The 25,512-nt window shown below is 55.7% G+C and carries 28 protein-coding genes and 1 tRNA gene; 13 read left to right on the top strand and 16 right to left on the bottom strand.

The genetic code is table 11. The features are described from left to right. Positions 1 to 24 precede the first annotated feature (24 nt). The gene (locus SYNCC9902_RS04300) at positions 25 to 609 is read left to right on the top strand and encodes an alpha-ketoglutarate-dependent dioxygenase AlkB family protein (RefSeq protein WP_041424900.1); all 585 of its coding nucleotides are present in this window, start codon (positions 25 to 27) and stop codon (positions 607 to 609) included. A 22-nt stretch (positions 610 to 631) separates the two neighbouring features. Here SYNCC9902_RS04300 and SYNCC9902_RS04295 read toward each other — a convergent pair whose 3' ends face one another. Beyond that, positions 632 to 1,504 (bottom strand): AEC family transporter, encoded by an 873-nt coding sequence (locus SYNCC9902_RS04295; RefSeq protein ID WP_011359656.1) that lies wholly within the window; start codon positions 1,502 to 1,504, stop codon positions 632 to 634. Positions 1,505 to 1,614: 110 nt separating this feature from the next. On the opposite strand from SYNCC9902_RS04295, the gene SYNCC9902_RS12670 reads away from it, so the two are divergent. Next, on the top strand, positions 1,615 to 1,776 hold the full coding sequence (locus SYNCC9902_RS12670) for a hypothetical protein (protein ID WP_198001752.1): 162 nt from the start codon (positions 1,615 to 1,617) through the stop codon (positions 1,774 to 1,776). Continuing rightward, positions 1,769 to 1,954 (top strand): hypothetical protein, encoded by a 186-nt coding sequence (locus tag SYNCC9902_RS11990; RefSeq protein ID WP_071818400.1) that lies wholly within the window; start codon positions 1,769 to 1,771, stop codon positions 1,952 to 1,954. The genes SYNCC9902_RS12670 and SYNCC9902_RS11990 overlap by 8 nt, the downstream gene beginning before the upstream one ends. Here the strand turns inward: SYNCC9902_RS11990 and SYNCC9902_RS04290 are convergent. Genes SYNCC9902_RS04290 through SYNCC9902_RS04275 form a run of 4 tightly spaced genes read right to left on the bottom strand, consistent with a single transcriptional unit; the run spans position 1,938 to position 5,612 of the window. After that, positions 1,938 to 2,678, bottom strand: coding sequence for an amino acid ABC transporter ATP-binding protein (locus SYNCC9902_RS04290; protein WP_011359654.1), 741 nt, complete (start codon positions 2,676 to 2,678; stop codon positions 1,938 to 1,940). The two genes, SYNCC9902_RS11990 and SYNCC9902_RS04290, sit on opposite strands and share 17 nt — an antisense overlap. Then, on the bottom strand, positions 2,675 to 3,649 hold the full coding sequence (locus SYNCC9902_RS04285) for an amino acid ABC transporter permease (protein ID WP_011359653.1): 975 nt from the start codon (positions 3,647 to 3,649) through the stop codon (positions 2,675 to 2,677). Before SYNCC9902_RS04285 ends, SYNCC9902_RS04290 begins: the two co-directional genes overlap by 4 nt. Then, the gene (locus SYNCC9902_RS04280) at positions 3,649 to 4,542 is read right to left on the bottom strand and encodes an ABC transporter permease subunit (RefSeq protein ID WP_041425344.1); all 894 of its coding nucleotides are present in this window, start codon (positions 4,540 to 4,542) and stop codon (positions 3,649 to 3,651) included. Before SYNCC9902_RS04280 ends, SYNCC9902_RS04285 begins: the two co-directional genes overlap by 1 nt. Positions 4,543 to 4,550: 8 nt before the next feature. After that, on the bottom strand, positions 4,551 to 5,612 hold the full coding sequence (locus SYNCC9902_RS04275) for an amino acid ABC transporter substrate-binding protein (RefSeq protein WP_041425342.1): 1,062 nt from the start codon (positions 5,610 to 5,612) through the stop codon (positions 4,551 to 4,553). Between the two features lie 90 nt (positions 5,613 to 5,702). Between SYNCC9902_RS04275 and SYNCC9902_RS04270 the strand changes: the two genes are divergently transcribed. After that, positions 5,703 to 6,026: a hypothetical protein gene (locus SYNCC9902_RS04270; RefSeq protein ID WP_011359650.1), complete on the top strand. Its 324-nt coding sequence runs from the start codon at positions 5,703 to 5,705 to the stop codon at positions 6,024 to 6,026. On the opposite strand, the gene SYNCC9902_RS04265 is transcribed toward SYNCC9902_RS04270, so the two are convergent. Together SYNCC9902_RS04265 and SYNCC9902_RS04260 are read right to left on the bottom strand one after the other, a co-directional pair. Further along, entirely contained in the window at positions 6,023 to 7,594 is a 1,572-nt protein-coding gene (locus SYNCC9902_RS04265) for a SulP family inorganic anion transporter (RefSeq protein ID WP_011359649.1), read from the bottom strand. The genes SYNCC9902_RS04270 and SYNCC9902_RS04265 overlap by 4 nt on opposite strands. Before the next feature lie 31 nt (positions 7,595 to 7,625). Then, entirely contained in the window at positions 7,626 to 8,837 is a 1,212-nt protein-coding gene (locus SYNCC9902_RS04260) for an FAD-binding oxidoreductase (RefSeq protein WP_011359648.1), read from the bottom strand. Positions 8,838 to 8,886: 49 nt separating this feature from the next. Between SYNCC9902_RS04260 and SYNCC9902_RS04255 the strand changes: the two genes are divergently transcribed. Next, a complete protein-coding gene (locus SYNCC9902_RS04255) occupies positions 8,887 to 9,993 on the top strand; it encodes a sirohydrochlorin chelatase (RefSeq protein WP_011359647.1) in 1,107 nt (368 codons plus the stop codon). Positions 9,994 to 10,074: 81 nt separating this feature from the next. Here the strand turns inward: SYNCC9902_RS04255 and SYNCC9902_RS04250 are convergent, their stop codons facing one another. Further along, positions 10,075 to 10,299, bottom strand: a complete 225-nt coding sequence (locus SYNCC9902_RS04250; protein ID WP_041424895.1) for a hypothetical protein — start codon at positions 10,297 to 10,299, stop codon at positions 10,075 to 10,077. An 84-nt stretch (positions 10,300 to 10,383) separates the two neighbouring features. Here SYNCC9902_RS04250 and SYNCC9902_RS04245 point away from each other — a divergent pair, with 84 nt between their 5' ends. Then, complete coding sequence (locus SYNCC9902_RS04245; RefSeq protein WP_041424893.1) at positions 10,384 to 10,686, top strand: DUF2811 domain-containing protein; 303 nt, start codon at positions 10,384 to 10,386, stop codon at positions 10,684 to 10,686. On the opposite strand, the gene SYNCC9902_RS04240 is transcribed toward SYNCC9902_RS04245, so the two are convergent. From SYNCC9902_RS04240 to SYNCC9902_RS04215, 6 genes are all read right to left on the bottom strand, one after another. Then, complete coding sequence (locus tag SYNCC9902_RS04240; protein WP_011359645.1) at positions 10,667 to 12,322, bottom strand: GMC oxidoreductase; 1,656 nt, start codon at positions 12,320 to 12,322, stop codon at positions 10,667 to 10,669. The genes SYNCC9902_RS04245 and SYNCC9902_RS04240 overlap by 20 nt on opposite strands. 59 nt (positions 12,323 to 12,381) lie before the next feature. Next, positions 12,382 to 12,458 (bottom strand) — tRNA-Met (locus SYNCC9902_RS04235). Between the two features lie 59 nt (positions 12,459 to 12,517). Next, entirely contained in the window at positions 12,518 to 13,495 is a 978-nt protein-coding gene (locus SYNCC9902_RS04230) for an asparaginase (protein ID WP_011359644.1), read from the bottom strand. 23 nt (positions 13,496 to 13,518) lie between these two features. Continuing rightward, positions 13,519 to 14,013 carry a CGLD27 family protein gene (locus SYNCC9902_RS04225; RefSeq protein ID WP_011359643.1) on the bottom strand — a complete coding sequence of 165 codons (495 nt, stop codon included), beginning with the start codon at positions 14,011 to 14,013 and terminating at the stop codon, positions 13,519 to 13,521. A 4-nt stretch (positions 14,014 to 14,017) separates the two neighbouring features. Further along, the gene (gene rsfS / locus SYNCC9902_RS04220; protein WP_011359642.1) at positions 14,018 to 14,383 is read right to left on the bottom strand and encodes a ribosome silencing factor; all 366 of its coding nucleotides are present in this window, start codon (positions 14,381 to 14,383) and stop codon (positions 14,018 to 14,020) included. Then, positions 14,376 to 15,011: a DUF3318 domain-containing protein gene (locus SYNCC9902_RS04215; protein ID WP_009790133.1), complete on the bottom strand. Its 636-nt coding sequence runs from the start codon at positions 15,009 to 15,011 to the stop codon at positions 14,376 to 14,378. Before SYNCC9902_RS04215 ends, rsfS begins: the two co-directional genes overlap by 8 nt. A 116-nt stretch (positions 15,012 to 15,127) precedes the next feature. Between SYNCC9902_RS04215 and carB the strand changes: the two genes are divergently transcribed. From carB to SYNCC9902_RS04200, 3 genes are all read left to right on the top strand, one after another. Then, positions 15,128 to 18,448 carry a carbamoyl-phosphate synthase large subunit gene (gene carB, locus SYNCC9902_RS04210; protein WP_011359641.1) on the top strand — a complete coding sequence of 1,107 codons (3,321 nt, stop codon included), beginning with the start codon at positions 15,128 to 15,130 and terminating at the stop codon, positions 18,446 to 18,448. A 75-nt stretch (positions 18,449 to 18,523) separates the two neighbouring features. Continuing rightward, entirely contained in the window at positions 18,524 to 19,192 is a 669-nt protein-coding gene (locus tag SYNCC9902_RS04205; protein ID WP_011359640.1) for a DUF3386 domain-containing protein, read from the top strand. Between the two features lie 56 nt (positions 19,193 to 19,248). Further along, positions 19,249 to 20,619 carry an alanine/glycine:cation symporter family protein gene (locus tag SYNCC9902_RS04200; RefSeq protein ID WP_011359639.1) on the top strand — a complete coding sequence of 457 codons (1,371 nt, stop codon included), beginning with the start codon at positions 19,249 to 19,251 and terminating at the stop codon, positions 20,617 to 20,619. Positions 20,620 to 20,693: 74 nt separating this feature from the next. On the opposite strand, the gene SYNCC9902_RS04195 is transcribed toward SYNCC9902_RS04200, so the two are convergent. After that, the gene (locus tag SYNCC9902_RS04195; protein WP_011359638.1) at positions 20,694 to 20,921 is read right to left on the bottom strand and encodes a DUF6447 family protein; all 228 of its coding nucleotides are present in this window, start codon (positions 20,919 to 20,921) and stop codon (positions 20,694 to 20,696) included. Positions 20,922 to 20,970: 49 nt separating this feature from the next. Next, positions 20,971 to 22,716 (bottom strand): ABC transporter ATP-binding protein, encoded by a 1,746-nt coding sequence (locus SYNCC9902_RS04190; RefSeq protein WP_041424889.1) that lies wholly within the window; start codon positions 22,714 to 22,716, stop codon positions 20,971 to 20,973. 39 nt (positions 22,717 to 22,755) lie between these two features. Between SYNCC9902_RS04190 and SYNCC9902_RS04185 the strand changes: the two genes are divergently transcribed. From SYNCC9902_RS04185 to SYNCC9902_RS04170, 4 genes are all read left to right on the top strand, one after another. Then, positions 22,756 to 22,935 carry an RNA-binding S4 domain-containing protein gene (locus SYNCC9902_RS04185; protein WP_041424887.1) on the top strand — a complete coding sequence of 60 codons (180 nt, stop codon included), beginning with the start codon at positions 22,756 to 22,758 and terminating at the stop codon, positions 22,933 to 22,935. 50 nt (positions 22,936 to 22,985) lie between these two features. Then, positions 22,986 to 23,717 (top strand): triose-phosphate isomerase, encoded by a 732-nt coding sequence (tpiA, locus tag SYNCC9902_RS04180; RefSeq protein ID WP_011359635.1) that lies wholly within the window; start codon positions 22,986 to 22,988, stop codon positions 23,715 to 23,717. Beyond that, positions 23,680 to 24,540 carry a dihydropteroate synthase gene (gene folP / locus SYNCC9902_RS04175; RefSeq protein WP_232179265.1) on the top strand — a complete coding sequence of 287 codons (861 nt, stop codon included), beginning with the start codon at positions 23,680 to 23,682 and terminating at the stop codon, positions 24,538 to 24,540. The genes tpiA and folP overlap by 38 nt, the downstream gene beginning before the upstream one ends. A gap of 325 nt (positions 24,541 to 24,865) precedes the next feature. Next, on the top strand, positions 24,866 to 25,504 hold the full coding sequence (locus tag SYNCC9902_RS04170) for a hypothetical protein (protein WP_011359633.1): 639 nt from the start codon (positions 24,866 to 24,868) through the stop codon (positions 25,502 to 25,504). The last annotated feature ends 8 nt before the right edge of the window (positions 25,505 to 25,512 follow it).

Here is a 25,512-nt window from a genome sequence, read left to right as displayed (position 1 = left end):
TGGGCTTGTCATCCGACGTCACGAATGGACCCAATCATCAGCACCGATGAACCAACCGATTGGTCGCTCCTCCCCGGCTGGCTGTCTACAGACGATGCCCAACGATGGCAGCTGCTGCTGGAGCACAACATCTCCTGGGAGCAGCCGCTCGTGCAGGTGTTTGGCAAGTACCACCGCGTGCCGCGTAAGACCGTTTTTTTAGCCGAGCAGGGACTGCAGTACCGCTACAGCGGTGCCATCCATGTCGGGGAGGGATGGCCGGAATGGTTCCATCCGTTAGTCGAGCAGGTGAACCACATTGCTCAAGCTCAGTTCAACGGCTGCCTTCTCAATCTTTACCGCGATGGCGACGACCGCATGGGCTGGCATGCCGACGACGAGCCGGAAATCGACCAGACACAACCAATTGCGTCCCTCTCGCTGGGATCAACGCGAGACTTTCTGTTCAGACATCGCGGTGATCAACCCAAGCGAGCAGCGATCCCACTGGCTGACGGCGATTTGCTGATCATGCATCCCGGCTGCCAAGGGCATTGGATGCACAGCGTGCCCCAACGCCGCAAAGTGAAAACGATGCGAATCAACCTCACCTTTCGCCATTTCCTATAGGGGTAATTGCAAACAAAAAAGCTCAAACCAGAACCTGCAACATGAAGCCCCAAACAGGGGCTGTGAGAACCGCAAGAACGGTGCTCCAAAACACCAGCGCAGCCGCCCGCTCCTGATCGCGTCCAACGGACTCTGCAATCAGCAAAATTGAAATAGCTGTTGGTGCCGCCCCTTGAAGCGCGAGTGCCTGAACCATCAAGGGATCCAAGCCAAACAACACACCCAACATCAAAAGCAGCAAGGGATAGAGCAAGAGCTTGACCACCAAAGCTGGGCCAAGGCCCGCCCCGATTAAGGAAGGGGGGTTTCCTTGCCGCGTCAGGCTGCCAAGACGCATCCCGACCACCATTAACGCCAGCACAATCACGATCCGGGATGGCCACCAGAGGCCCTCCGTGATGGCAGCTCTCCAGGGCGTCAGCTGGATCAGCAAGGCCCCCATAAGGCCACGCGTCGCCGGACTACGGCCCATGCTGATGAGCAGCTGACGCAGGGCGAGCCATCGACTGGCGGCAGCGGCACCAAGCAGTTGGGGACCAACACTCCAGGTGAGCAATGTTGCACCCAGGTCGTAGCCAATGGTGATCGTGAGGGCTTCGGGCGGCAAAAAAGCCAACGCCAATGGAACACCGAAGTAGGCCGTATTACCAATACAGCTCCCCAGCAACAGCGAAGGGGTGACGAGCCCTAGCGCCTTGGATCGCCACCCACCCACCAGCAACACCGTGGACACCGCCAATACGGCAAGGCCCGCGGCTTGCAACACATCACCATGGAGGCCGCTTTTCAACAGCAACCCCATCACGCTGATCGGAACGCCGAAGCGCACCAGCGGCACAGCGAAGCGACCAGCCAAATTCGGATGCTGCCCACCGATCCAAAAACCGATCAGCAAGCACGGAAGCAGCTCAAGCAGGAACCGCAGAACGCCCGCCGCAGGAACACTTCAAAAACTTAGGAGGCGCCCCGCGATGTGCCAGGGTGGCGATCGTCCACAAGAGACGCATGCTTCGCAAAACTCTCCAACGACGATTCGAACACCTGATGACGGTGCTCGCCGAGCAGGTGGAATCGCTACCCGTCGAGAACGAAAGCTGGCTGGAAACAGAACGCGAAATCACCGCGGTCGAACGGGCACTACAACAACTTCCCCTGTGTGATGCCTGAGGCCCGAAGGCCCAACAACTCCTACGTACTGGTGCGAAGTGATGGGCGTTCCGACAAGCTGACGGCACTCACGTTCGCGAGCTACGACGCGGCTTACGACGAACTGGAGCGTTATTACAGAGATTTTTGCTGCTCGGACGACGAGAAAATCGAGTACACGATCACATCATCTGGCTGAGAAAACGTCGACTGCGTTCTTCCCGGGCATTGCTGAAAAAGGTTTGCGGGTCTGACGTTTCCACCACTTGGCCCTGATCCATGAACATCACCCGGTCGGCCACCTCGCGGGCAAAGCCAAGCTCATGGGTCACCACAACCATCGTCATCCCGCCCTGCGCCAACTGACGCATCGCATCCAGCACCTCCTTCACCCGCTCTGGATCCAACGCACTGGTGGGCTCATCAAAAAGCATCACCTCTGGATCCAACGCCAAGGCCCGCGCAATTGCAACGCGCTGCTGCTGGCCACCACTGAGCTGGGCCGGATATTTGCGCGCTTGCTCGCGGATTCCCATCTGATCGAGCAGCTCAATCGCGCGCTGCTCCGCCGCGGCTTTGGCACGCTTTTGCACCTTGATTGGCGCCAAGGTGATGTTGTCGAGAATCGAGAGGTGGGGGAACAGGTTGAACTGCTGAAACACCATCCCCACCCGCTCGCGAATCGCCCGCACTTGGCGTTCCTCATGGGCGGCATCCAACCGCACACCGAGCACATCCAGTTCGCCGCTATCCAGCGTTTCCAATCCATTGAAGGTGCGAATCAAGGTGCTCTTACCCGAGCCCGAAGGCCCCATCACCACCAACACCTCGCCACTGGTCACGTCCAGCGAAACCCCATCAAGAGCCCGCAGCCCTGGGGAATAGCTCTTCACCAGATCAGTGGCACGAATAGCGATCGTCATCGGGCAGAACGGACTGGGTCGAGCTGGATTTCAAGGTGACGGGCCAGCAGAGCCATCGCCGTGCACGCCAGCCAGTAAACCGCAGCAAGCCAGATGTACACCTCGAGATAACGACCAATGAAGGCTGGATTCGCCAACAGGCTGCGGCTGATCCCCAACAGTTCCACCAATCCCAAAATCGCCATCAGGCTTGTGTTTTGAAGTAAGCCCACCGCTTGATTGGTCAGAGAAGGCAAGGCAACGCGAAAGGCTTGGGGCAACACCACCAGCTGCAGGGTTTGTCGCGGTGAAAGCCCGAGCACCATCGCCGCCTCCCGCTGGGTGGGTGGAATCGCTTGAAGACCGCCGCGCACATCTTCAGCGATGTAAGCCGCTGCAAACAAGGCAAAGGCCACCACAGCCCGCAGCACACGGTTGATCTCCACCCCAGGTGGCAGGAACAGGGGAATCAATAGCTGTCCAAAAAACAACACCGCAATGAGAGGTACGGCCCGCATCAACTCGATGTAAGCCGTGCTGCTCCCTCTCAGCACAGGAAGATCACTGCGACGCCCCAGCGCTAATAAAACCCCGAGCGGCAACGCCAACATGCCGCTTCCAGCCGTGAGCAGCAGCGTGAGGCTGAATCCACCCCAACTCTGCGTTCCCACAGGCGCAAGGCCAAGCCCCCCGGCGAGAAGCCAGAGGCCAAGGGGAGCCATCCCACTCCAAAGCAGTGGGATGGCTCGGCGCCAACCGGCCTGACGCGGACCCACCAAGGTGATCACGATCAGAACAACAACAGCCACGATGCAAAGCAAGGGCCGCCAACGTTCATCCTCCGGATAACTGCCCACCGCATAGAGCGGCAAGTTGGTCATCACAACCGTCCAGTCGGCCCCATTCCATAACCAGTGCAGGCAAGACCAACCCGCCCAACCGATCAACGCCAACAGAAGCAAAGTGAGCCAACGATCCAACCATCGGTTCATCAGCGACTCCTCTGCAGACGACCCAGCACCACCCGATTCATCAAGGCCATACCGCCACTGAGGAGCAAATTCAGCAACAAGAAACTGAGCAACAACAACAGAAAACCTTCAATGGCACGGCCCGTTTGAGTGATGGTTGTATCACTCACGGCGTAGAGATCGGCATAACCCACCGCAATGGCAAGCGTGCTGTTCTTCGCAAGGTTGAGATATTGACTGGTGAGCGCCGGAAGAATCGCCGGCAAGGCCTGGGGCAAGACGATCCGGCGTAGACCCAAACCCTCCGACAAACCAAGACTTCGAAAGGCTTCCCACTGGCCACGCGACACCGCATTAATTCCGCCTCGAACGATTTCGGCGATCGAGGCTCCTGTGAACACCACCAACCCCGTAAGCACCGAGCAAAACTCCACGCTGAGATTCAGCCCCAAAAGGCGTATGCCCTGGTTGGAGAAGTGGATCAATCCACCCACGGGAGTGTCTGGCAACCCCAAAAAGGCCACGAAATACCAAAAGAGCAACTGCAGCAACAGCGGCACTTGGCGAATCAACGCCACATAGCCACCAGAAAGACTGCGCAACAAGCGATTGCGACTGCTCCGGGCAGCTCCAGCTGCCACCCCAAGCGTGGTGGCCAGCAACAACCCCACCAAAATCACCTTGAGGCTGTTCAACCAACCAATGGTCAGGGCCCAGGCATAGCTGTCGGTTGGGGCATAGGGCAGCGCAGTCTCTGCAAGGGCGAAACCCGCCGGACGCCATAGCCAACCGAAATCAAGTCCCAGACCTGTGCGAATCAAATTCACGGTGATGTTGTTAATCAACAGACCGGCAAACGCGATCAAGGCAACAACAACGCAAAGCTGAACCCAGAAGCGTCCTTGACGAAACATCTGGGGCATCAAGTGAACGGCGGAGCAATCATCAAACCACCTTCAACACCCAGACGATTGGGACCCCTGGGGATGGTGACGGCACTTCCGGGGCCGAGATGACGGTTGTAGATCTCGCCATAGTTACCAGTCGCCCGAATCACCTGCACCACGAAGTCGTCCGGCAAACCGAGCTTCGCTCCGAGGCCTCCATCCACCCCCAAGAAACGACGCAACGCGGCCTGCGATGGATCCGCAACTGCCCGTTCCAAAACATCGTCAAGGTTGGCTTGAGTAATGCCACGCTCCTCCGCTTCGATGAGGGCATACACCACCCAATTGGTCGCATCGGCCATCCGCTGATCACCCCCAACGACGGCTGGAGCGAGGGGTTCTTTACTCAACCGGTCCTCCAAAATCACGTGTTGTTGAGGGTCTTTAAATCCAGAACGAGCGGAAGCCAGCTGTGAACGATCGGAGGTCATCGCGGCACAACGACCTTGCAAATAACCTCCCACCACTTGGTTTAAGTCTTGGTATTTGATCGGGGTGTAGGGAAGACCCTGCGCTGCAAACGCATCATTCAAGTTCTGTTCAGTGGTCGTTCCCGATCCGACGCAAATGGCTTTGCCACTCAAATCAGCGATCGAACGGACGCCACTCCCCACCGACACCATCAATCCCTGCCCATCGTGAAACACCGTGGGGGCAAAGCTGAGTCCATTCCCCCCGGCTGCGTCACGGCTGAGGGTATGGGTCGTGTTGCGTGAGAGAAGATCGATCTCCCCAGACCGCAATGCTGTGAATCGCTCCGGCGCGGTCAGGGGGCGGTATTGAACCTTGGCGCTATCGCCAACAAAAGCCGCGGCCATCGCCTTGCAAATGTCTACATCGAAGCCGGCGTAGCGCCCTTCAGGACTTAAAAAACTGAAGCCAGGGATCTTGCCACTCACGCCGCACAACAACTCACCCCTCGACTGCACTAAGTCCAACCTGGAACTAGTGCCATCACTCAGGGTGGCGCATCCACTGATCAAACCAACTAAACCGCCGACGGCACCAATCAGACGTCTAGAGATGGGTCGGGACATCGTTGATGGGACGGATCGGATCGGATTGTCCCAGATCTTCAAGCAACAACCCAAAACACCGGTACCTTCTGGGGGCTGACAGCCCCCCACATGAAACTGCGCTGCTGGCTGCTAGCTGGGTTCATCGGACTGGGCTTGACAACACCAGTCCATGCATGGGGACAGGAAGATCGAAGCAATTACAACAACAAAATGGCCCTTCTAGGCGTCTTGCTGGAGGGAGCAAAGGAACGCGCTCAGGATCACGGTGATATCGAAACCCTTTGCTTACTTCTCGGTATTGGTGCGGACGTCACCGCGAATTATGTGAACACAGCACCGAATAGTCAACAAATCAATCAACGCTTGGTCGCGATGAATAACGACCTCAACATGTGCATCACCATGCTGCAGAAAACAGCCTTAAAACCTTAAGCATGGGATGACTCTTGCCCTCCAATCCGTTCAAATAAATCAAGGGATTCTTGATTCAATCCCACAACGGTGACCTCTGAGCCACCGAGGCGTAACTTGCGGATCACTTGATCCAGGGCTGCTACACCACTTTGATCCCAGATATGGGCCTGCGAGAGGTCGATGCTGATCCGCTCGGGATGATCGTGCAGATCAAATCCTTGGACGAAATAGATCGTGCTGACAAAAAACAACTGACCAATCACCCGGTAGTGGCGTTCTTGAGCACTGATCTGATCCGATTCCACCCGGATCACCTTGGCAACTTTGCGGCTGAACAAAATGCCGGCCAAGGCAACACCGGCCAACACTCCAAGCGCCAAGTTGTGCGGCGTCGTGAGCATGGTGACGGCAAACGTCATCAGCATCACGGAGGTGTCGCTCTTTGGAATCCGACGCACATTGCGCAGGCCATTGATGTCGGCAGTACTCACCGCGATGCTGATCATCACGGCTACCAAAGCAGCCATTGGAATCTGCTTCAGCCAGGAGCCTGCCAAAAGGATCATGGCCAACAGACTGACGCCCGAGAACAATGTCGAAAGGCGGGTTCTGCCGCCGTTGTCGATGTTCATCACCGATTGACCAACCAAGGCGCAGCCAGCCATACCGCCAAAAAGCGAAGACACGATGTTGGCGATGCCTTGACCGCGGGCTTCAACATTTTTGTTGGAGGGTGAATCGGTTTTATCGTCAAGAATGTCTTGTGTGAGAAAGCTTTCCATCAAGCCCACTAGGGAGATGGCCAAAGCAGTGGGCAAGACCAAACCGAGGGTTTCAAGGTTGAAGGGCACACCTCCACTGCCTTGTCCGAAGGGAATGCCAAAGCTGGGCAAGCCATCTGGAAGGTTGCCGAGGCTGCTGACCGTGGGGATGTCGAAGTGGAACCCAATGCTGATGGCCGTGAGAACAACGATCGCCACCAGCTGAGAGGGAACAGCCCGCGTCAGCCGTGGCAATCCATAAATGATCACGAGCCCCAACATCACCAAAGCCCACACCACCGGCACCTGGCCGCCATGGGGCAACAACAAACCCGCCGCATGGTCACCTCCCTCACCATGCCCACCGCCAAAACCAAGTTGGGGAAGCTGCGCTTGAAAAATCAGCAGAGCCAAGGCATTCACAAATCCGCTGAGGACCCCCTGGGGAACAAAGCGCATCTGATCGGCCAATCGCATGTAACCCCAGAGAATCTGGAGGACCCCGGTTACGAGACCAGCCACCAACAAATATTTCACCCCCAAACCTGGGCCAATACCTTCACCACTGGCCACAAGGCCAGTCATTAACAAGGCTGTTGATCCGGTCGCGGACGTAATCATGGCCATCCGTCCGCCGACGACCGCAATCGTTAGGGACAGACAAAAGGCACCAAAAAGTCCGACCTTGGGATCAACCCCAGCAATTCCAGAGAACGCAATCGCTTCTGGAATCATCGCGAAGGCGACGACCAGGCCTGAAAGCAGGTCCTTACTGGGATTAGAGAACCACTGATTCACCAGAGTTGAACTGGATCGATTGGCCATGACCAACGCCGTAGGCTGCCGCGACCGTAGATCAGAGCGTCGGCAGGTTGCCAGCGGGGTCGTACTTCTGCTTAAGACTTTTCAAGCCAGGCAGCCAACCGCCAAAAGCTTGCTCAAGTTCACGTTGATGAAACGGAAGATGGTCGTGGAGTTGCGCCAGATGAACACCTGGGCAGAGCGGTTGCAACACACGCCAAAGCTCCTCGAGCCACTGCAGGCTGCGTTGACGCATCGCTAGATCACCAGCGACCCAACCCGCCGTCATCCAAGGCTTCCAAACAGCGTCACGGTGGTGGAACGAGCTGAGATCACTGGGCACCAGGGAGGTAGCACCGCCCAATTGCTGGCCCGACAGGCTGCATGAAGGGTGGGGACGGCGACGCATGTAATCCAGAAGAAGAGGCATGCAATCGTTCCAATCAGCGGCTCGTGCAGGCCCCAACAAACCCACCACCTCAGAGTGCACACGATCCGCTCCCGGACGGGGAACCACCAAGGCGGGCAATTGATGCAAACCGTCGATGCGCTCAAGTCCTGGAAGGCCAGGGTCTTGGTCGTATACCCGCAAGATGTCCACCCGATCGGCATCCCCCCAATGCCACTGGAGGCTGATGGATGCATCCGACGCTTCAGCCTCTTTGATCCAATCGGGGAGTGCATCGGATGGACCATGGCACTGCTGAACCCAAAGCGGAATCAGGGGATGGGTGAGCAAACGCACCTCCGTGACGACAGCCAGAAACGGCGCAGCACCACAAAGAGCTCTCCACTCAGGTGTATCGCCATCGTGATGGCGCTGAAGCCAAAATTCCTCCCCATTTCCCCACACCCCACGGATTTCAAGGAGGTGATCAATGGCCAAACCCAGCGCACGGCTTCGGGGACCCATTCCGCCTGTCAAGACATAGCCAAGTCCGGGCAAACCAGACAAACCGGTTGCGATGGATTGACCATGGGGAAGCAGGGCTTGAAGCACATCCCCCATCCGACAACCACCACCAATCCAGACGGAATGATCGGAGCTCTGCCAAGCGATCCGATTCAGTTGCGGTCGTAGATCAAGCGTGCATTGGTTGTGGGCTGCTGCCATTGAACTTGTCCCACCACTGCAGACCCGCAAGGGCCGCGGCCCGGACCAGCCTTGAAGCAAATCGGGCAACTCAGCCTGAGACGGGCACAAGACTTCCAGAGAGCCAGCATCTTGAGCCTGCGGATTGAATAGATCGAGGGGAGCCTGATCCATTGCTGCACGCCGAATAGGGTCTAGCCATTCGTATAGCGAAACGAACGCCTTGGCCGACTTCCAAGCAGAACCATCCGTTGAACGCCTTGGGGTTCTGATCTGTGGCCACGGCAGCCGCAACAGGCTTGCCGTTGAAGAATTTGCGCAAATGGTCGAAAAACTTCGACCCAAGCTTGCTCCCATGCCTGTAGAGCACGGCTACTTGGAGTTTGCCCAACCGATTCTGAGGGAAGGATTGGAATCACTCCGCCAACAGGGCGTCACCAAAGTGTTGGCCATCCCCGCCATGTTGTTTGCAGCAGGACATGCCAAGAACGACATTCCCTCCGTTCTGAATACCTACACGGCGGAAACGGGCCTGCCCATCGACTACGGCCGCGAGTTGGGCGTCGATCGATTGATGGTGGCTGCAGCAGGGTCCAGGGTCCAAGAAGCTTTGGAGCGCGCATCCAACGACATCTCCGTCTCCGAAACATTGCTGGTCGTCGTCGGGCGCGGATCCTCCGATCCCGACGCCAACTCAAACGTGGCGAAAGTGACGCGGATGTTGGTGGAGGGTTTTGGCTTTGGCTGGGGTGAAACCGTCTATTCCGGCGTGACGTTCCCCCTCGTGGATCCCGGCCTTCGACACGTGGTGCGACTGGGGTTCCGCCGCATCGTTGTGGTTCCTTATTTTTTATTTTCTGGGGTGCTCGTGAGTCGAATCCGTCAGCACACCGACCTAGTGGCGGCCGACTATCCCGATGTGGAGTTCCTCTCCGCCGGCTACCTAGGCCAACACCCGATGGTGGTGGACACATTCAGAGAGCGGGTGGAGGAGGTGCTCCGTGGAGATACCGCAATGAATTGCTCCCTCTGCAAGTACAGAGCTCAGGTGCTGGGCTTTGAACAGGATGTAGGACGGGCCCAAGAAAGTCACCACCATCACGTCGAGGGATTGGCTGAGAGCTGCACGCTCTGCGAGCTCGAATGCACAGGCGCCTGCCAACCGGATGGAGTCCCGCCTGGGGCTCATAGCCATGGACACAGCCATCAACATGGCGAGCCGGATCACGAGCATCACCACCCCCCCTATCCCCACGCTGAACATCCGCTGGGTCCAGTCACGCTGAGCCAAACCTTGAAAGCATCCAAGGATTCCCTTCAGAAGTCTTAAGAAAAACCAGGCAATTCAGAGCAGCGGTGCCATCAATCTCAGCAAGGACTGGCGAGATTTTCCAAATATCAGATTTGTTAATCATTTAAAAATCGGGGTTGTCTTGCTCACTTTTTCCACAGCATTGGTTCCGATTTCCACAAGCAGTTCCTCAAGTCGCCCATCCCCCCTGGAGCCTGTGAAGACGGCATCAAAACCAAATTCTGTCTTGACAGGCACTTCGATCGGACATCGGGCTGGATAAGCAGCCCAACTGAAATGCTGATATCGGTTGCAAACACTGATTTCTTGACTGGTCTCATCCACGCATTTTGCAAAAAACAGTGCTTTTGACGGATTCGGGGTTTGTGTGGCTTTCTTATGGACGTCAACGAGTCAGAGCGAGACTCAATGGATCGAAACCACTTGGAAAAATGTCATGGTTTGGGAGCAACAGATGCTGTTGTTTCCACAAGCACGCCTCACCTCATCAGGAGTGCGTCTGCGCAAACCCATGCCTACGTCAGCCTCGAAGCAGAAATTCCTGAAGTGCTGTATCGCGGCATGAAGGATTTCATTGGAGATCACCCCAGCTGGGATCAATACCGGGTGATGAGTTCGGCGCTCGCCCACTTTCTTTTCCAAAACGGCAGCGACAATCGGGCCGTGAGCGAGCGCTATCTCGACGATTTGTTTATGCAGTCCGATCCCTAAGGGCAAGGAGGCAAGCGCGTCGACTGATCGCCATCATCGTGAGGGTTGGAGACTGCCAAGCGGAGGTTGGCCAACAAGCGCCATCCACAACAAGCACATTTGGTGCTCTCCACAGTTGATTGCTCGAGTTGAGAACGCTGCTGCGTTCATCACAACCAAATGCCGCTCCTCCGACTTCGTGGATGTAATAGCCAGGAGGAGCTGCCCCCTCGGTTAGGGCCACTGCGCCTTTTAAAAAGGGCTCGACCAAAGGCAGGTAAAACAGGTCTTTGATTGGCAAGGATTCCCCCCCTGCAGCAGAGATGCAAGCCTGAATCCGTCCACGCATGTGATCCACCATTGCCAATTCGTTGGCGCTCCATTGGCAGTTGATATGGGGAACAGCCACATCCCAACGATCCACTTGTCCCTGCAGGGTCACCCTGTTGTCAGCCCGGGGAAGAACTTCTCCATGACCAATCAAAAATCCTGTCGTGGTGTTAGCCCGACGCTTCAGGACAGCCGGCGGGTCAAAACGTCCGATCCCCCCCCACAATCCATAACCGCCCTGGAATGTCGGCTGGTCGGAAGGCTGATGGAGATGACGTCCAAAAGGAATAAAAAAGCTACCGGCTCCAGTGAGGGGTGGCTGGGGCCCAGAGCTCGATCCTGGAAACGCAAAAAACTGACTCGTGGACACATGGTCCATCAATCGTGTTCCAAGGCGCCCGGATGGATCGACCACACCGCCCCGCTGAACTTGCTCACTCGAGCGCAACAAGATCGACACCGACTGAATGGTGGACGCGGCCAGCACGACCAGATCACCAGGGATGAGATAGCGATTGCCATTGGCTTGGTTAACGGCGACAACTCCGGTGGCTTTTGAACCCGAAGACGTCAGCTCAAGGCGCTCGACGAGGTGATTGGAAAGCAGCTGGACCCTTCCCGTGGCCATTGCGCGGGGCAGGGTGCTGCCACAACTGCTGGAACGCGGCCAAGGGCCATCACGGCTGGGGTCGTGGGGGCCAAATCCCCGCGATGGAATCACATCGATGCCGAGCTGATCCGCTACCGCTTCCATAAAGCGTTGTTCTGCGGCAGTGGAGGGGAGAGCAGGCTCGGTGGCTCCGTCCGGAAGATGGGTTAGGTGGTTGGATCCACCATGCACCTTCAGAAATTGTTCTAGAGCGGAGTAATGCGCTGTTAGGTCTTGGCTCCTGATCGGCCACGACACCTCTTCACCCTCGAGTTGAACACCCGTGAAATCCTCATCGGACAGTCGAAGGGTGATGCCGCCCCAGGTGAGGCTGCGACCGCCCACTTGCAAACCACGAGTCCAGAGAAACGGACGATCGGGCGGATGGTGGTAGGGATGCAACCGCTCATCGGCATATAACCGGGGGTTGGCTTTCCAGTACCCAGGGTGTTGGGCCTGACGTCGATGCTGTCCACTCATCAGACCAGCCAAACGACGCATCAAATTGCCGGGCTCTGAGGTCAGTGCTTCGCTGCTGCTGAGGTTCGGCCCCGCATCAATGACCAACACCCTGGCCCCCCCTTCCGCCAAGGTCATGGCGGCGACGCCGCCACTCGCTCCAGAGCCAACAACGATGGCGTCCCAAACACCTTCGACCATCTGGCTGGAGCTACTCATCAAGACTCAGTGCCAAAAAAAAAGATCCTCCGTTGGAGGACCTCAAATTCAATCAGATTTGGTGGCGGGGGGGAGATTTGAACTCCCGACCTTCGGGTTATGAGCCCGACGAGCTACCAGACTGCTCTACCCCGCGGCAGCCAAATAATCATACAGGTGCGTGTTCCCAGCATTGATTTCAGCCGAGATGCTGCTTCAGCTGTTCCTGAACTGAAGCGCACCGCTCACCTCAAGTTTGACCCCCGGACTGATCTCCAACATCTCGTCCTCCAACTCCTGCAACCTCACGGGAGTCAACCATTCCAGCTCACGGAGTAAATACAGGGCGACTGCTTGTTTGGCGCGTCGCGAGCCATCTTCCACTTTGATGGCGACCCCTAACCCTTCCCCGATCCGACTGAGGCATTGAATCCCTTCGGCGCCCCCCTTGCTCAACACTTGACCATGGCTGCGACGCATCAATTCGGTATCGAAACGTCCCTCCCCTGCAACAAGATCAGGGTGGGCCAGCATGGCTCTGCTGATCTGTTCCAATTCGGCATGTCGGGATGCCCCAAGGTGGGCATAGAGCAGGGCCATTTGAGCGAGTTGCAAGCGCAGCGTCGGCGCTCCGCAATCATCGCGAGCTGCCAAAAGCTCATCCGCCGGTAATCCCAAAAGCTCTGCCACCCGACGGTTGACCTCCACCTGAACTGGATGGTCGCTCTGCAGATAGTCATCCAAAGGCCAGGCCATCTTTCGGCTCGTGGCCAGAAATGCAGCGTGCTTTCCCGAACAGTTGTGCTGCAAGGGGCTATCCCCATGGGTGGGAACAGGACACTGCAGCTGACTGGGGTCCAGTTCAGCTTTCCAAAGCAGCTTGAACGCTTCACGCGCATGGAGATTGGTGCCGGCGTGGGAGGCACAACTAATCGCGATCCCCCGCTCACCAACATCCATCTGATCGGCTGCGCCGCTGCTCAAAAACGGCAGAGCCTGAAATGGCTTGAGTGCGGAGCGAATAAACGTTTCAAAGCCCGCGTCTCCAGCCGACAGGAGCACGCGTCCCTGACCATCGCAAACAACGGCATGAACCCGATGCACTGACTCACTGATCGTTCCCCGACGAAGGGTGACCTGAAGTGGGGCCTGTCCGGACCGCGCTGCAGAGCTGAAACCCGATGAGAGGGTCATCTTGAAGGGTGGTTCGGTTCAGTTCAAAGAGCCTGACAGAGGCTGGCACCGCCAAGCATCAAGGCTGCCGCGGTTGCCATGGCACGCCCCAAACGCCCGAGAATCGGACGCACTTCATGGCGAGCCACCAAAAGATCCTGTTCACGCCAAGACAGGGGCTTTTCCCAAGTTTGGCCGTCGTACCAACCCGATTCTTCGTAATCAACTGATTCGCTCAGCAAACGTTTCATCACATAGGTCCAACCCAGCCATTGCCGCATCAGCAAAAACAAAGGGAGAACAAGAGCCGACACGGCGCCAGCAACAACTAATCGAGGTGGGTCCTGCTTTAACGCCCAACTTCCGCTGGCCACCAACAAACAAACCGGAAGAACCATGATCCAGCTAATCGCCAGACTCTTTGCCAGAAAAGGCTCGTCGCCCACCGGCCAAGAGAAAAACCAAGACGTCGATAACTGCTGAAATTCCTCGAGGGGTCGCTGCTCAGGAGGAACGGGGCATGACACTGCCTCAGCCATATCGTCAGCTTTCTGCAGGCGTCGAAGCTAGGAATGAACGGCTTTCACCGTGACTCCAAAACGCCTCTAGGTCGTAGTAGCGACGCTGCTCTGGCATCAACACATGAACAATCAGTTCGCCGTAATCCAAGAGCGCCCAACACCCCTCGTTTAAGCCTTCCTTGCGGAGGGGCAAACGAGCTGCATCGATTTCCAAGCGGTCTTCGACCGATTGCGCGATGGCTCGCACCTGAACGTCTGATTGACCACCAGCAATCACCATCCAATCGGCCAAGCTCGACACTTCATCCACCCGGATTAAACGAATATCAACAGCTTTCCGGTCATCGCATGCATCGGCTGCGAGTTCTGCCAACTGCTCACTATCCATAAACATTCTCACTGGTGACTGATGTACGGGATCCTTCCTGCTGCGCCATCTCGGCGCGGGCTTTGCTGGCACTTTTCCGCAAGGCCTCTAAGCGATCTTCGTAAAAGCTACGGCGACGCTTTTTACGGGTTTTGTCCACAAGATCCTTCAGGGCACCGCCAAGGCTGCGGTAAGCATTTGGAACGCTGTACCCAAACCGACAAGCCAGGTCGATCGCACGCTCATCCGCGGTGATCGCGTCCTGGAGACGCTTTTCGGAGTTGTTCTTTAAGTACAGGCGATAGCCGGCAAAACCGGATAGGCCTAACGCCATCATTAAAAGAAGGCCGTCCTGCACCCAAAGCTCACCGATGGCGCCACCAAGGCCAATCGCTAGGGCCGCCATTTCCCAGCCATCCCGAGGGATTGTGTCGTTTTGAATCCGACCAACCTCGTGCCAGAACAGAAGGTTGCGATGGTCTAAGGCCAAGCCATCCCATTGGTCGAGATCCACTTGGATTTCCACCTCATCGCGTCCAATTTCTTCAAGCGTGATCAACGGGGGATCGACGGACGCCGCCGATTCCACGAACACCCAGTTCTGCATTTCAGGTGGCAGCAGCCCCTTGAGGCGCTGAAGCTCACTCATTGCACAGTGAATCCCTCATCCCCATACCGTAGCGAGGCCAGTGCCAAGAGCAGGATTTCGGGGCGAGGTTTCTGCTGCGTGAGAGGCTGACTGGGTTTGACTGAACGCGACAGCTCATGCCACGGCGGACCGATCTGCGTCGCATCCTCCTGGTGGGATCTGGTCCGATCGTGATCGGCCAGGCCTGTGAGTTTGATTACTCCGGAACCCAGGCCTGCAAAGCCCTTAGGGCAGAAGGCTTTGAGGTGGTGTTGGTGAATTCCAACCCCGCATCGATCATGACCGACCCCGGCATGGCGGATCGGACCTACATCGAACCACTCACCCCTGAAGTGGTGACGCAGGTCATTGAGAAAGAACGTCCTGATGCCCTCTTGCCCACGATGGGGGGGCAAACAGCTCTCAACCTCGCAGTCACCCTGGCCGAAAACGGAACGTTGGATCGTTTCGGGGTGGAGCTCATCGGTGCCGACTTACAGGCAATTCAGAAGGCCGAGGATCGGCTGCTGTTTAAGCAAGCGATGGAACGAATTGGGGTAAGTGTGTGCCCATCGGGCATCGCTTCCACCCTGGAGGAAGCAGATGCCGTTGGCGCAGAGATCAGCAGCTTTCCTCGCATCATTCGACCGGCATTCACCCTTGGGGGAAGTGGTGGTGGCATTGCTTACAACCCGGAGGAATTTGCCGCCATTTGCAAAAGCGGGCTGGAAGCGAGTCCTGTTTCCCAAATATTGATTGAGCAATCACTGCTCGGATGGAAAGAATTTGAACTCGAGGTGATGCGTGATCTGGCGGACAACGTCGTGATCGTCTGCAGCATCGAAAACCTCGACCCGATGGGGGTACATACCGGGGATTCGATCACTGTTGCTCCAGCGCAAACCCTCACCGATCGGGAATACCAGCGACTTCGCGATCAATCCATCGCCATCATTCGTGAAATCGGCGTTGCTACGGGAGGCAGCAACATTCAGTTCGCCATCAACCCCGACAACGGCGATGTGGTGGTGATCGAAATGAACCCGAGGGTGAGTCGATCGTCTGCACTTGCCAGCAAAGCAACAGGGTTCCCCATCGCGAAAATTGCTGCTCGCCTTGCCGTTGGATACACCCTCGACGAAATTCTCAACGACATCACAGGCCAAACACCGGCTTGCTTTGAACCCACGATCGATTACGTCGTCACAAAGATTCCTCGCTTTGCCTTTGAAAAGTTCAAAGGCAGTCCGGCGGTTCTCACCACATCGATGAAATCGGTCGGTGAAGCCATGGCCATCGGTCGCTGCTTCGAAGAATCGTTCCAAAAAGCAATGCGATCGCTGGAAACCGGCTTTTCAGGATGGGGAGGGGACAGGGACGAGCCAAATCTCAGCGACAGCGAAATTGATCGCCTTCTACGAACACCATCACCGGAGCGCATCCTCACGGTTCGCACAGCGATGGTGAACGGCCGAAGCGATGCCGACATCCATCGGATCAGCAATATCGACCCTTGGTTCTTGGCGAAGCTCCGTCGCATCGTTGACGCGGAATCAACATTGATGCGGGGGCGTCAGCTGGATGAGCTCGATGCCTCGACCCTTTTAGAAATCAAGCAACTTGGTTTTTCCGATCGTCAGATTGCCTGGTGCACGGGAACCGACGAACTCAGCGTGCGCTCTCATCGACACAAGCTTGATGTGCGAGCCGTGTTTAAAACCGTGGATACCTGTGCAGCGGAATTTGCATCCACCACGCCCTATCACTACTCCACGTACGAACGGCCGCTCCAAAAACTGCAAGCCGATGGAACTCTGATCACCCTGCCAAGTGCGACGGAAGTTAGCCGCAATAGCGACCAGCGAAAAATGATGATCCTGGGCGGGGGTCCGAATCGCATCGGTCAGGGCATTGAATTTGATTACTGCTGCTGCCATGCCTCCTTCTCAGCCCAAGAACAAGGCATCACCACCGTGATGGTGAACAGCAACCCCGAGACGGTTTCCACCGATTACGACACAAGCGACAGTCTTTATTTCGAGCCACTCACGCTTGAAGACGTGCTGAACGTAATTGAAGCGGAACGTCCGAACGGCGTTGTTGTGCAATTTGGCGGGCAAACGCCGCTGAAACTCGCCATTCCATTGCTGCGCTGGCTCAACAGCCCGGACGGACAAGTCACCGGAACAGAAATTTGGGGTACATCCCCTGAATCGATCGATCGCGCTGAAGATCGTGAGCAATTTGAAGCAATCCTTCGAGAACTGGACATCCGTCAACCGCGCAATGGTTTGGCCCGCAGTGAAGAGGAAGCACGATCGATTGCCACTGTTGTGGGTTACCCCGTTGTGGTGAGGCCCTCCTATGTGCTCGGCGGACGAGCCATGGAAGTGGTGTTCGACGAACAAGAACTCAATCGCTACATGCGCGAAGCGGTACAGGTCGAACCGGATCATCCGGTGTTGATTGACCAGTACCTCGAGAATGCTGTTGAAGTGGATGTGGATGCGTTATCGGATCAGGACGGCAACGTCGTGATTGGAGGTTTGATGGAGCATATCGAGCCTGCGGGAATTCATTCCGGAGACTCCGCCTGCTGCCTGCCAACCGTCTCGCTCGGTGAATCCGCACTGCACACGATTCGGGAATGGAGCAAAGCGTTAGCTATCTCCCTCAAGGTGAAGGGATTAATCAACCTCCAATTCGCTGTGCAGCGCGACAGCGACGGTGAGGAAGTTGTCTTCATCATCGAAGCAAATCCCCGCGCCTCTCGCACGGTGCCTTTCGTCGCGAAAGCCACTGGGAAGCCCCTGGCTCGTTTAGCTACACGGTTAATGGCGGGCGAATCCCTTGTGGATGTGGGGCTAACAGAGGAACCCCAACCGCCTCTGCAAGCCATAAAAGAAGCAGTACTTCCCTTCCGACGCTTCCCTGGAGCCGACACGGTGCTTGGACCGGAAATGCGATCCACCGGTGAAGTGATGGGTTCAGCCACAAGTTTTGGAATGGCGTATGCCAAAGCCGAGCTGGGGGCTGGCGAAGCCCTCCCCACCCAAGGAACAGTCTTCCTGTCGACCCATGACCGGGACAAATCGTCTCTTGTACCCGTGGCCGCTCGTTTGATCGAGCTGGGTTTTGAACTGATGGCAACCGCTGGAACAGCCCATACCCTCGGACAAGCCTCCCTAAGGGTGCAAACGGTTCTCAAAGTGCATGAAGGCCGTCCAAACATCGAAGATTTGATTCGTTCCAATCAGGTTCAGCTCGTCATCAACACACCGATCGGTCGCCAAGCTGCTCACGACGACAAATACTTACGTCGTGCAGCCCTTGATTACGCCGTACCAACCGTGACAACCCTCGCTGGCGCCCGCGCCGCTGTGGAAGCGATCGCTGCCATGCAAAGCGAACCCACTCTCAGCATCTATGCCCTGCAAGACGTTCACGCGACGTGCTGAACGCATGAAGGTTGGGGCATTAGCTCGATCAAATTGAGCTGATCTCAGTAGGGTGAAGAAATCAGGAATACAGATGTGACAGCCAGCTCTACCTCCGTCAAGCCAGGATCCGATCTACGCGACACCTTCCGGAAAGCCTACGAAAATCGCTACACCTGGACACCCGGTTTTTCCGGATATCGCGGGCGCTGCCTTTGGACTCAAGGCGATCAAACCGTGACTGGCACGTTTGAAATTGGTGCCGACCTCAAGGCCAAGGTGGAGGGCATCGACAACGAGGAGATTTTGAAAGCTGTTCATTCACAGCTCTGGGAAGTCGCCATTCATCGCGTCCGCAGAAGCTTCGAACAAACCCACAGCGACAACACATTTACCGCTGGAGAAACGGACGCCGTCGGCACTGAAGTGATCGTGGGCGGTAAAGGTGAAGGAGACCGTTACCGACTCAAAGACGACGTTGTGACGATGGTTCATCGCCACATCCATGGAACCGTTGTCACCATCTTCACCACCGAGGTCACCCACACCGGTGCCGGCTATCTGAGCCACACCTACACAAGCCAATATTCCGATCCAGCTACTGGTGCCTTGCGTGGCGGGAAAAGCAGTTTTAAAGACACCTTCACCCCCCTCAACGATGGCGGTCCTTGGGTCCTGCAAGAGCGGGTGATCGAAACCGAAGCGCATGGCGACACACCCGCCGGATGCCAAACCTTTCGCTTTGAAGGTCTCGAGGCTCTTTAATCTCATTGCCGGCAACCGCCGGCTATGACACCATCCACGCAAGATTGCTTGGTGGTATGGAGAACTTCAATGCGTCGTTGGAAGCCTTCAACGCTCCGGTCAACAGTCTGGTGTGGGGTTGGCCAACGGTTGGATTAATCGCCGTAACCGGCATCTTTTTGATGGTCGGTCTGCGGTTCATGCCACTGCAGCGCCTTGTTTACGGCGTGCGGATGGTTCTGCTCCCATCAAAGGATGGCAGCGAAGGAGAGATCACTCCTTTTCAAGCGTTGATGACCTCGCTTTCAGCCACCATCGGAACCGGCAACATTGCAGGTGTGGCTGGAGCCATTGCCGTTGGCGGACCTGGGGCGGTGTTCTGGATGTGGATCATTGCCATCTTTGGCATTGCCACGAAATACGCCGAAGCCGTTCTGGCGGTGAAATTTCGCGAAACAGATGGATCGGGTAACCACGTTGGAGGCCCGATGTATTACATCCGCAATGGCCTCGGTTCCCAATGGAGCTGGCTCGCGAGCCTGTTCGCTTTGTTCGGAATGTTGGCCGGCTTCGGCATTGGAAATGGTGTTCAGGCCTTCGAAGTGTCGTCAGCACTCGAGACCGCTGGAATTCCAAGGCTGATCACCGGCGTCGTTCTGGGAGCCTCTGTCTTTGCAGTTGTGATCGGCGGCATTCGGCGCATCGCAAAGGCCGCCTCCACGTTGGTGCCGTTGATGTCGATTCTCTACATCGGGGCATGTTTGGTGCTGCTGATCTTGAACGCCTCAGAAGTTCCCAGTGCGTTTGGAACCATCTTTGGCAATGCATTCAGCGGAGAAGCTGCGGCAGGTGGTGCTTTTGGTCAAGTGGTTCTGATGGGTTTCAAGCGAGGCATCTTCTCCAATGAAGCGGGTCTTGGCAGCGCTCCGATCGCCCATGCGGCCGCTCGAACAGATGATCCAGTTCGACAGGGCACCGTTGCGATGCTCGGCACGTTTATCGACACCCTGGTGATTTGCACGATGACTGCACTGGTGATCATTACGAGCCAAGCCAATACTCTTCTCGATGAAGCTGGAAATCGTCTAAGCGGAGCTAATTTATCGATAGCTGCCTTCAATCAAGGGCTTCCCGGAAGTGGTTTTGTCGTAACAATCGGATTGGTTGTGTTCGCTTTTACGACAATATTAGGCTGGAGTTTTTATGGAGAACGGTGCACAAGTTATTTATTTGGTGATCGTGCAATTTTGCCCTTCAGACTTCTGTGGGTCGCCATGGTTGTTTTCGCATCGATTGCTGGCACCAGTGGAGCACTTTGGGGTGTCGCCGACACTTTGAATGGATTAATGGCCTTGCCAAACTTGATCGCCCTACTTCTACTTTCAGGAACTGTATTCAAGCTCACGCGAAACTATCAATTCACACCCCATCAATCAGAAACTGATTAGCAGCATAGTTTCCATAAAAAAAGAGGTGGTCTACGCCACCTCTTTTTTTATGGAAAAAGCAAACAATATGAACCTTATGCTTCGGGCATCGGCGTCACAGATTTCAAGCGTTCATTAAGTTGCGACGCCAAGCTTTGGCGACCAACTGCCAACACTTTCAAAGTGTCTTCGTGCATACGGAGTTGAGCATCAGCCACCTGCATTCCACGAACAAGTTCTTTCAACTCATCGGGAAGAGTATTGAGGTCGTAGCGCTTGCCTTCAAAGGTCAAGACGGGATTGTTGGACGCTGAGTCAGTCATCGATCGCTGCCGGGATTATTCGGAACCGGACATCAAATTGTAAGTGTAATTAGCCAGTCTGCAGATCACGAATGAACTGCTTCTCACAAAGCTCTCGATAGCGACCGCCGCGCTGCATCAAGGCGTCGTGGGTTCCAACATCAACGATCGATCCACGCTCCATTAAAACGATTTGATCAGCTTCCTGAACCGTGGCAAGCCGGTGAGCAATCACAAGAACCGTGCGATCTGCCATCGCCTGTTTTAAGCCCAACTGAACAGCGGCCTCCGCCTCAGCATCAAGCGCACTCGTGGCCTCATCCAACAACATCACAGCGGGGTTACCAAGAACGGCTCTTGCGATCGCGATGCGCTGGAGCTGTCCACCCGACACATTCGTTCCCCGCTCTTGAAGACGGGTGTCGTAGCCGTCAGGAAGTCGAACAATGAAGTCGTGGGCGTTGGCGAGTTTGGCGGACTGTTGAAGCTCCTCTTGGGTGCAATCCCGACCAAATCGAATCGCGTCTGCAATGGTTCCCGAAAACACGCTGCTGCGTTGAGGAACAAGCGCCACCTGTTGGCGCAAGTCGCGGGCACTGACGCGACTTAAATCCTTGCCATCAAACAAAAGCTGCCCCTGATCAACGCAGTTGAAGCGAAGCAACAACGAAAAGACTGTGGTTTTGCCGGCACCGGAAGGGCCCACCAAAGCCACCACCTGTCCGGCATGAACGGAAAGGTTGAAGTTTTGAAGAACGGGTTGACCCGGAATGTACGAGAACTGAACTTGGCTAAAGCTGAGGTCTCCACGCAGTCGACCTAACGGCAACGCCGGAACTGGATCAGCAGGTTCGGAGGGTTCCTGTTCGATTTCCCGTAAGCGCCTTAACGACGACTGGCCTTGCTGAAATTCGTTGTAGTTAGCGGTGACATGGGCAATTGGATCAATCAGCAGTACCAAGCCGGTGAGGTAGGTAATCAGCCCTGGGATTTCGAGATCACCACTGTTAATTCTGATGGCTGCCAACACCAACACCGTGGCAAATCCGAGCACCTCGATGATGCCCACCACCGGATGTTGCAACGCCACGAGGCGATAGGTGTTGTATCGAGCCAATCGATGCTGGTCAATCTCATCTTCAAAACGACGTTCAAGCCAAGGCTCAGCTGCAAAAGCCCGCACCAATGGCAATCCCTCGATCGCTTCGCCAAGCAATCCGGCCAGTTCGCTGACTTTTTTCTGACTGCGTTCTGTGGCAACCATCACCCTCGCCCCAAACACGCTGATCAGCCAGGCAACGAAGGGTGCGAGGAGCAGGATCGCAACGGTTAATTTCCAATCCAACAAAAGCATGTAACCCAACACTGCCACCAGCTGCAAAGCACTTGGAATGCTGTCGTGAAGGGTCTTGTAGATCACCTCACTCACCCGGTCGGCATCCTCCGTAAGTCGATAGGTGAGATCGCCAGACGACATCTTTTCCAGCGCACCAAGCTGGACCCTCTGCAACCGCTGAAACAAGTCTCGTCGAAGGGACTGGCTGACCTGCAAGGCCGGACCTGCCAACAGCGAGTCTTGCCCAAATTGGGCGATTTTTTGAATCGCAAACACCACAAGAACCAAGCCGATCACTGGCAAAATTCGGTTCAAATCGCCAGATCCCACATCGGGGAGAAGGCGACCCATCAATTTCATCAACACCAATTGGCTGCTGACGAACACCAGCATGCAGAGCCCTCCCCAGGTCAACTGACGCAAATGGGGAAGCAACAGCGGCAGCAATCGCCGAAAGCCAGCTTGAGAGGGAGTCAGCATGGCGGCACAGTATCAACGTCGAGCCAACGCGCCCTTCAAATGAAGCTGGATCAGTTCCTCAAATGGAAAGGCTGGGTCTCCACCGGAGGAGAGGCCAAGCAACGCATCCAGATGGGTGAAGTGACGGTGAATGGTGCGGTTGAAATCCGTCGAGGACGTCAGCTATCGGCAGGGGATCGGGTTGTGCTTGCTGGCGAGGAGTCCGTCATGGAGGGTTAAAGCGCGATCGGGCCGTAAGTTGGCCCCCAGATTCGAATGGGAAACCAAACGTGCGCAGACCGGTGATCGCTGGCAACTGGAAGATGCACATGACCTGTGCCCAGGCCAGGGAGTTCATGGCTGCCTTCCTACCGCTCGTAGCGGACATGCCCAACGACCGTGATCTGGTGCTGGCTCCTCCGTTCACAGCCCTCTCATCCATGGCTGATCTCTGCAAGGACAGTCCTATTGCCCTTTCCAGTCAGAACGTGCACTGGGAGGGATCAGGTGCCTTCACCGGCGAAATCTCTCCATCCATGCTTAAGGAGCATGGAGTGACCTACACAATCGTTGGACACAGCGAACCGCGAAAATATTTCAGTGAAAGCGACGAGCAAATCAATCACCGCGCCCGTTCATCCCAGGCCAATGGGCTGATTCCAATCGTCTGCGTGGGGGAGACGGACGAGCAACGGGAGCGTGGTGAAGCAGAACGCGTGATTCGCAGGCAAATCGAGCAGGGGCTGGAAGGACTCGACGCCGACCTACTCGTGGTGGCCTATGAGCCGATCTGGGCCATTGGCACTGGAAAAACCTGCGAAGCGGCAGAAGCCAATCGCATATGCGGCTTGATCCGCAGCTGGGTGGGGTCCCCAGATCTCGTCATTCAGTACGGCGGTTCAGTGAAGGGAGGCAACATCGATGAACTCATGGGAATGAGTGATATTGATGGCGTTCTGGTGGGTGGCGCATCACTTCAACCCGATGGTTTCGCGCGCATTGCCAACTACAACGTCGCTTAATTCCGCGAACTGGCCGCTGGCCTGGCGGGAACGGACCGCTGTGATGGGGGTGATCAACATCACCCCGGATTCCTTCAGCGACGGTGGTCGATTTTTAGCGACGGATCGCGCCGTTGAGGAAGCGCAGAGACAACTCAAGCTGGGAGCCGATGTTCTCGACCTCGGGGCGCAAAGCACGAGACCCGGGGCGGACGAAGTTGGTGCCGAGGAAGAATGTCGACGTCTTCTTCCCGCGCTGACCGCAATTCGGCGTCAGTGTCCTGAGGCGCTGATCTCCGTGGATACATTTTTGGCACCCGTCGCATCAGCAGCCCTGGATGCGGGGGCGAACTGGGTGAACGATGTCAGCGGAGGGCGTCGGGATCCTCAACTCCTCGGGGTGGTGGCTCAAGCCCAATGTCCGGTTGTTTTGATGCACAGCCGCGGCGACAGCAAGACCATGGATCAACTCACCGACTACAAGAACATCACCTCCGAGGTGCGGTCGGGGTTGCAGAAGTGCACCGAGGAGGCGCTTCGGGCGGGAGTCCAGCCATCGCAAATCATCTGGGATCCAGGCCTGGGTTTTGCCAAATCCCATGAGCAGAACCTGCAGTTGCTGCGTGAGCTCGAACAGCTCAATCAAGACGGCTTCCCGCTGCTAATCGGCCCATCCCGCAAACGCTTTATTGGTGAGGTGCTTAACGAGCCGCGACCGAAAGCCCGTCTATGGGGAACAGCTGCGGTGGCCTGCCGCTGCGCTCAGGCCAAAGCGGCCATCGTTCGTGTCCACGATGTGGGTGCAATCGCCCAGACGCTGCGCATGGCCTCTGCACTTTGGTGAGACAAGGGAACGAAGGCTCGCAGCGACGCAACCAACACTCACCTCTTAACCCCTAAAAACCACGAATGGGTAGATCCCCCTCCTCGAAGGGCGAGCAACCATAAGATTTGAGTTAAGATGGGGTAAAATATGATTCAATCTGACGTTCAATAAGTTTCACAGGAAACCAATTAAACGCGATCACAACATTTCAATCCACTAACAACTGTTCGCCATCAAACTCCCGAGCGCCTCACACAAAAAAGACTTAGATACATTATTCATTGTAGCGGGATGTGCTGGAGCCGGAAAATCTACCATCATTCAATCGTCTTATAAATTAAATTTGCCATTATTCGGAGAACATTTTCATGCCAAATTTCTCCAGACGTGTAATAGTCCGGACTTTCAAGAATACGACGACTTTGTAGACGTCATAAACAATCAATCAATTTTCCAAGCAAGACACATCCATCAACTGGCCAAAACAGTTTCTCCACCACCCTGCCTTCTTCTTCACATCGACCTAAAGCATGTTGTTCATACCCTTGGATACAAAGCCGCAATAAAGGAAGATCAAAAACGGATTAAAAAGAAAACAGACATACCCACTAGCAGCAGAAAAAGATTAGAGCCAGAAGTATGCGACTTGATGACATCAAGCTATCTAAAGAATCCATTTTTTTCTAGATTCAAAGAAATACTCGTCAACACGATTGATATCGATCACGAAAGAAATTCACTTCAATTCAAAGCCAGAAGAAGAAAGATGGGCAAAAGAGGCGCCAAAACACAGCTATTCCGCTACAAAAGCAGCGAGCTAGCCAAACAAGCACACGATGTTATGTATGACTCATGGGAGCGAAATACATACCTCCTCAAACCTGAAAAGATATTTCACACCTTAGTGATTGACCCAGGAGACCTCCTTTTAAACAATCAATGCATATGTAAGAACTGGTCCCAGAAAAATGGCTTCGACTAAACATTCGA

The sequence above is a fragment of the Synechococcus sp. CC9902 genome (assembly GCF_000012505.1).
Classification (GTDB): domain Bacteria; phylum Cyanobacteriota; class Cyanobacteriia; order PCC-6307; family Cyanobiaceae; genus Parasynechococcus.
Note: the sequence above shows the minus strand (reverse complement) of the source record. Positions and strands in the feature narration are given on the sequence as shown.

Coding starts and splice junctions, on each gene's coding strand:
- SYNCC9902_RS04190 (WP_041424889.1), bottom strand. CDS start 22,716: ATGCTGACTCCCTCTCAAGCTGGCTTTCGGCGATTGCTGCCGCTGTTG.
- SYNCC9902_RS04225 (WP_011359643.1), bottom strand. CDS start 14,013: ATGGCTGAGGCAGTGTCATGCCCCGTTCCTCCTGAGCAGCGACCCCTC.
- rsfS (WP_011359642.1), bottom strand. CDS start 14,383: ATGGATAGTGAGCAGTTGGCAGAACTCGCAGCCGATGCATGCGATGAC.
- SYNCC9902_RS04240 (WP_011359645.1), bottom strand. CDS start 12,322: ATGAGTAGCTCCAGCCAGATGGTCGAAGGTGTTTGGGACGCCATCGTT.
- SYNCC9902_RS04245 (WP_041424893.1), top strand. CDS start 10,384: ATGGATCGAAACCACTTGGAAAAATGTCATGGTTTGGGAGCAACAGAT.
- SYNCC9902_RS04230 (WP_011359644.1), bottom strand. CDS start 13,495: ATGACCCTCTCATCGGGTTTCAGCTCTGCAGCGCGGTCCGGACAGGCC.
- SYNCC9902_RS04290 (WP_011359654.1), bottom strand. CDS start 2,678: ATGACGATCGCTATTCGTGCCACTGATCTGGTGAAGAGCTATTCCCCA.
- SYNCC9902_RS04185 (WP_041424887.1), top strand. CDS start 22,756: ATGAAGCTGGATCAGTTCCTCAAATGGAAAGGCTGGGTCTCCACCGGA.
- SYNCC9902_RS12670 (WP_198001752.1), top strand. CDS start 1,615: ATGCTTCGCAAAACTCTCCAACGACGATTCGAACACCTGATGACGGTG.
- SYNCC9902_RS11990 (WP_071818400.1), top strand. CDS start 1,769: ATGCCTGAGGCCCGAAGGCCCAACAACTCCTACGTACTGGTGCGAAGT.
- SYNCC9902_RS04275 (WP_041425342.1), bottom strand. CDS start 5,612: ATGTCCCGACCCATCTCTAGACGTCTGATTGGTGCCGTCGGCGGTTTA.
- carB (WP_011359641.1), top strand. CDS start 15,128: ATGCCACGGCGGACCGATCTGCGTCGCATCCTCCTGGTGGGATCTGGT.
- SYNCC9902_RS04200 (WP_011359639.1), top strand. CDS start 19,249: ATGGAGAACTTCAATGCGTCGTTGGAAGCCTTCAACGCTCCGGTCAAC.
- SYNCC9902_RS04270 (WP_011359650.1), top strand. CDS start 5,703: ATGAAACTGCGCTGCTGGCTGCTAGCTGGGTTCATCGGACTGGGCTTG.
- SYNCC9902_RS04265 (WP_011359649.1), bottom strand. CDS start 7,594: ATGGCCAATCGATCCAGTTCAACTCTGGTGAATCAGTGGTTCTCTAAT.
- SYNCC9902_RS04280 (WP_041425344.1), bottom strand. CDS start 4,542: ATGTTTCGTCAAGGACGCTTCTGGGTTCAGCTTTGCGTTGTTGTTGCC.
- SYNCC9902_RS04300 (WP_041424900.1), top strand. CDS start 25: ATGGACCCAATCATCAGCACCGATGAACCAACCGATTGGTCGCTCCTC.
- SYNCC9902_RS04215 (WP_009790133.1), bottom strand. CDS start 15,011: ATGAGTGAGCTTCAGCGCCTCAAGGGGCTGCTGCCACCTGAAATGCAG.
- folP (WP_232179265.1), top strand. CDS start 23,680: ATGGTTTCGCGCGCATTGCCAACTACAACGTCGCTTAATTCCGCGAAC.
- SYNCC9902_RS04285 (WP_011359653.1), bottom strand. CDS start 3,649: ATGAACCGATGGTTGGATCGTTGGCTCACTTTGCTTCTGTTGGCGTTG.
- SYNCC9902_RS04260 (WP_011359648.1), bottom strand. CDS start 8,837: ATGGATCAGGCTCCCCTCGATCTATTCAATCCGCAGGCTCAAGATGCT.
- SYNCC9902_RS04195 (WP_011359638.1), bottom strand. CDS start 20,921: ATGACTGACTCAGCGTCCAACAATCCCGTCTTGACCTTTGAAGGCAAG.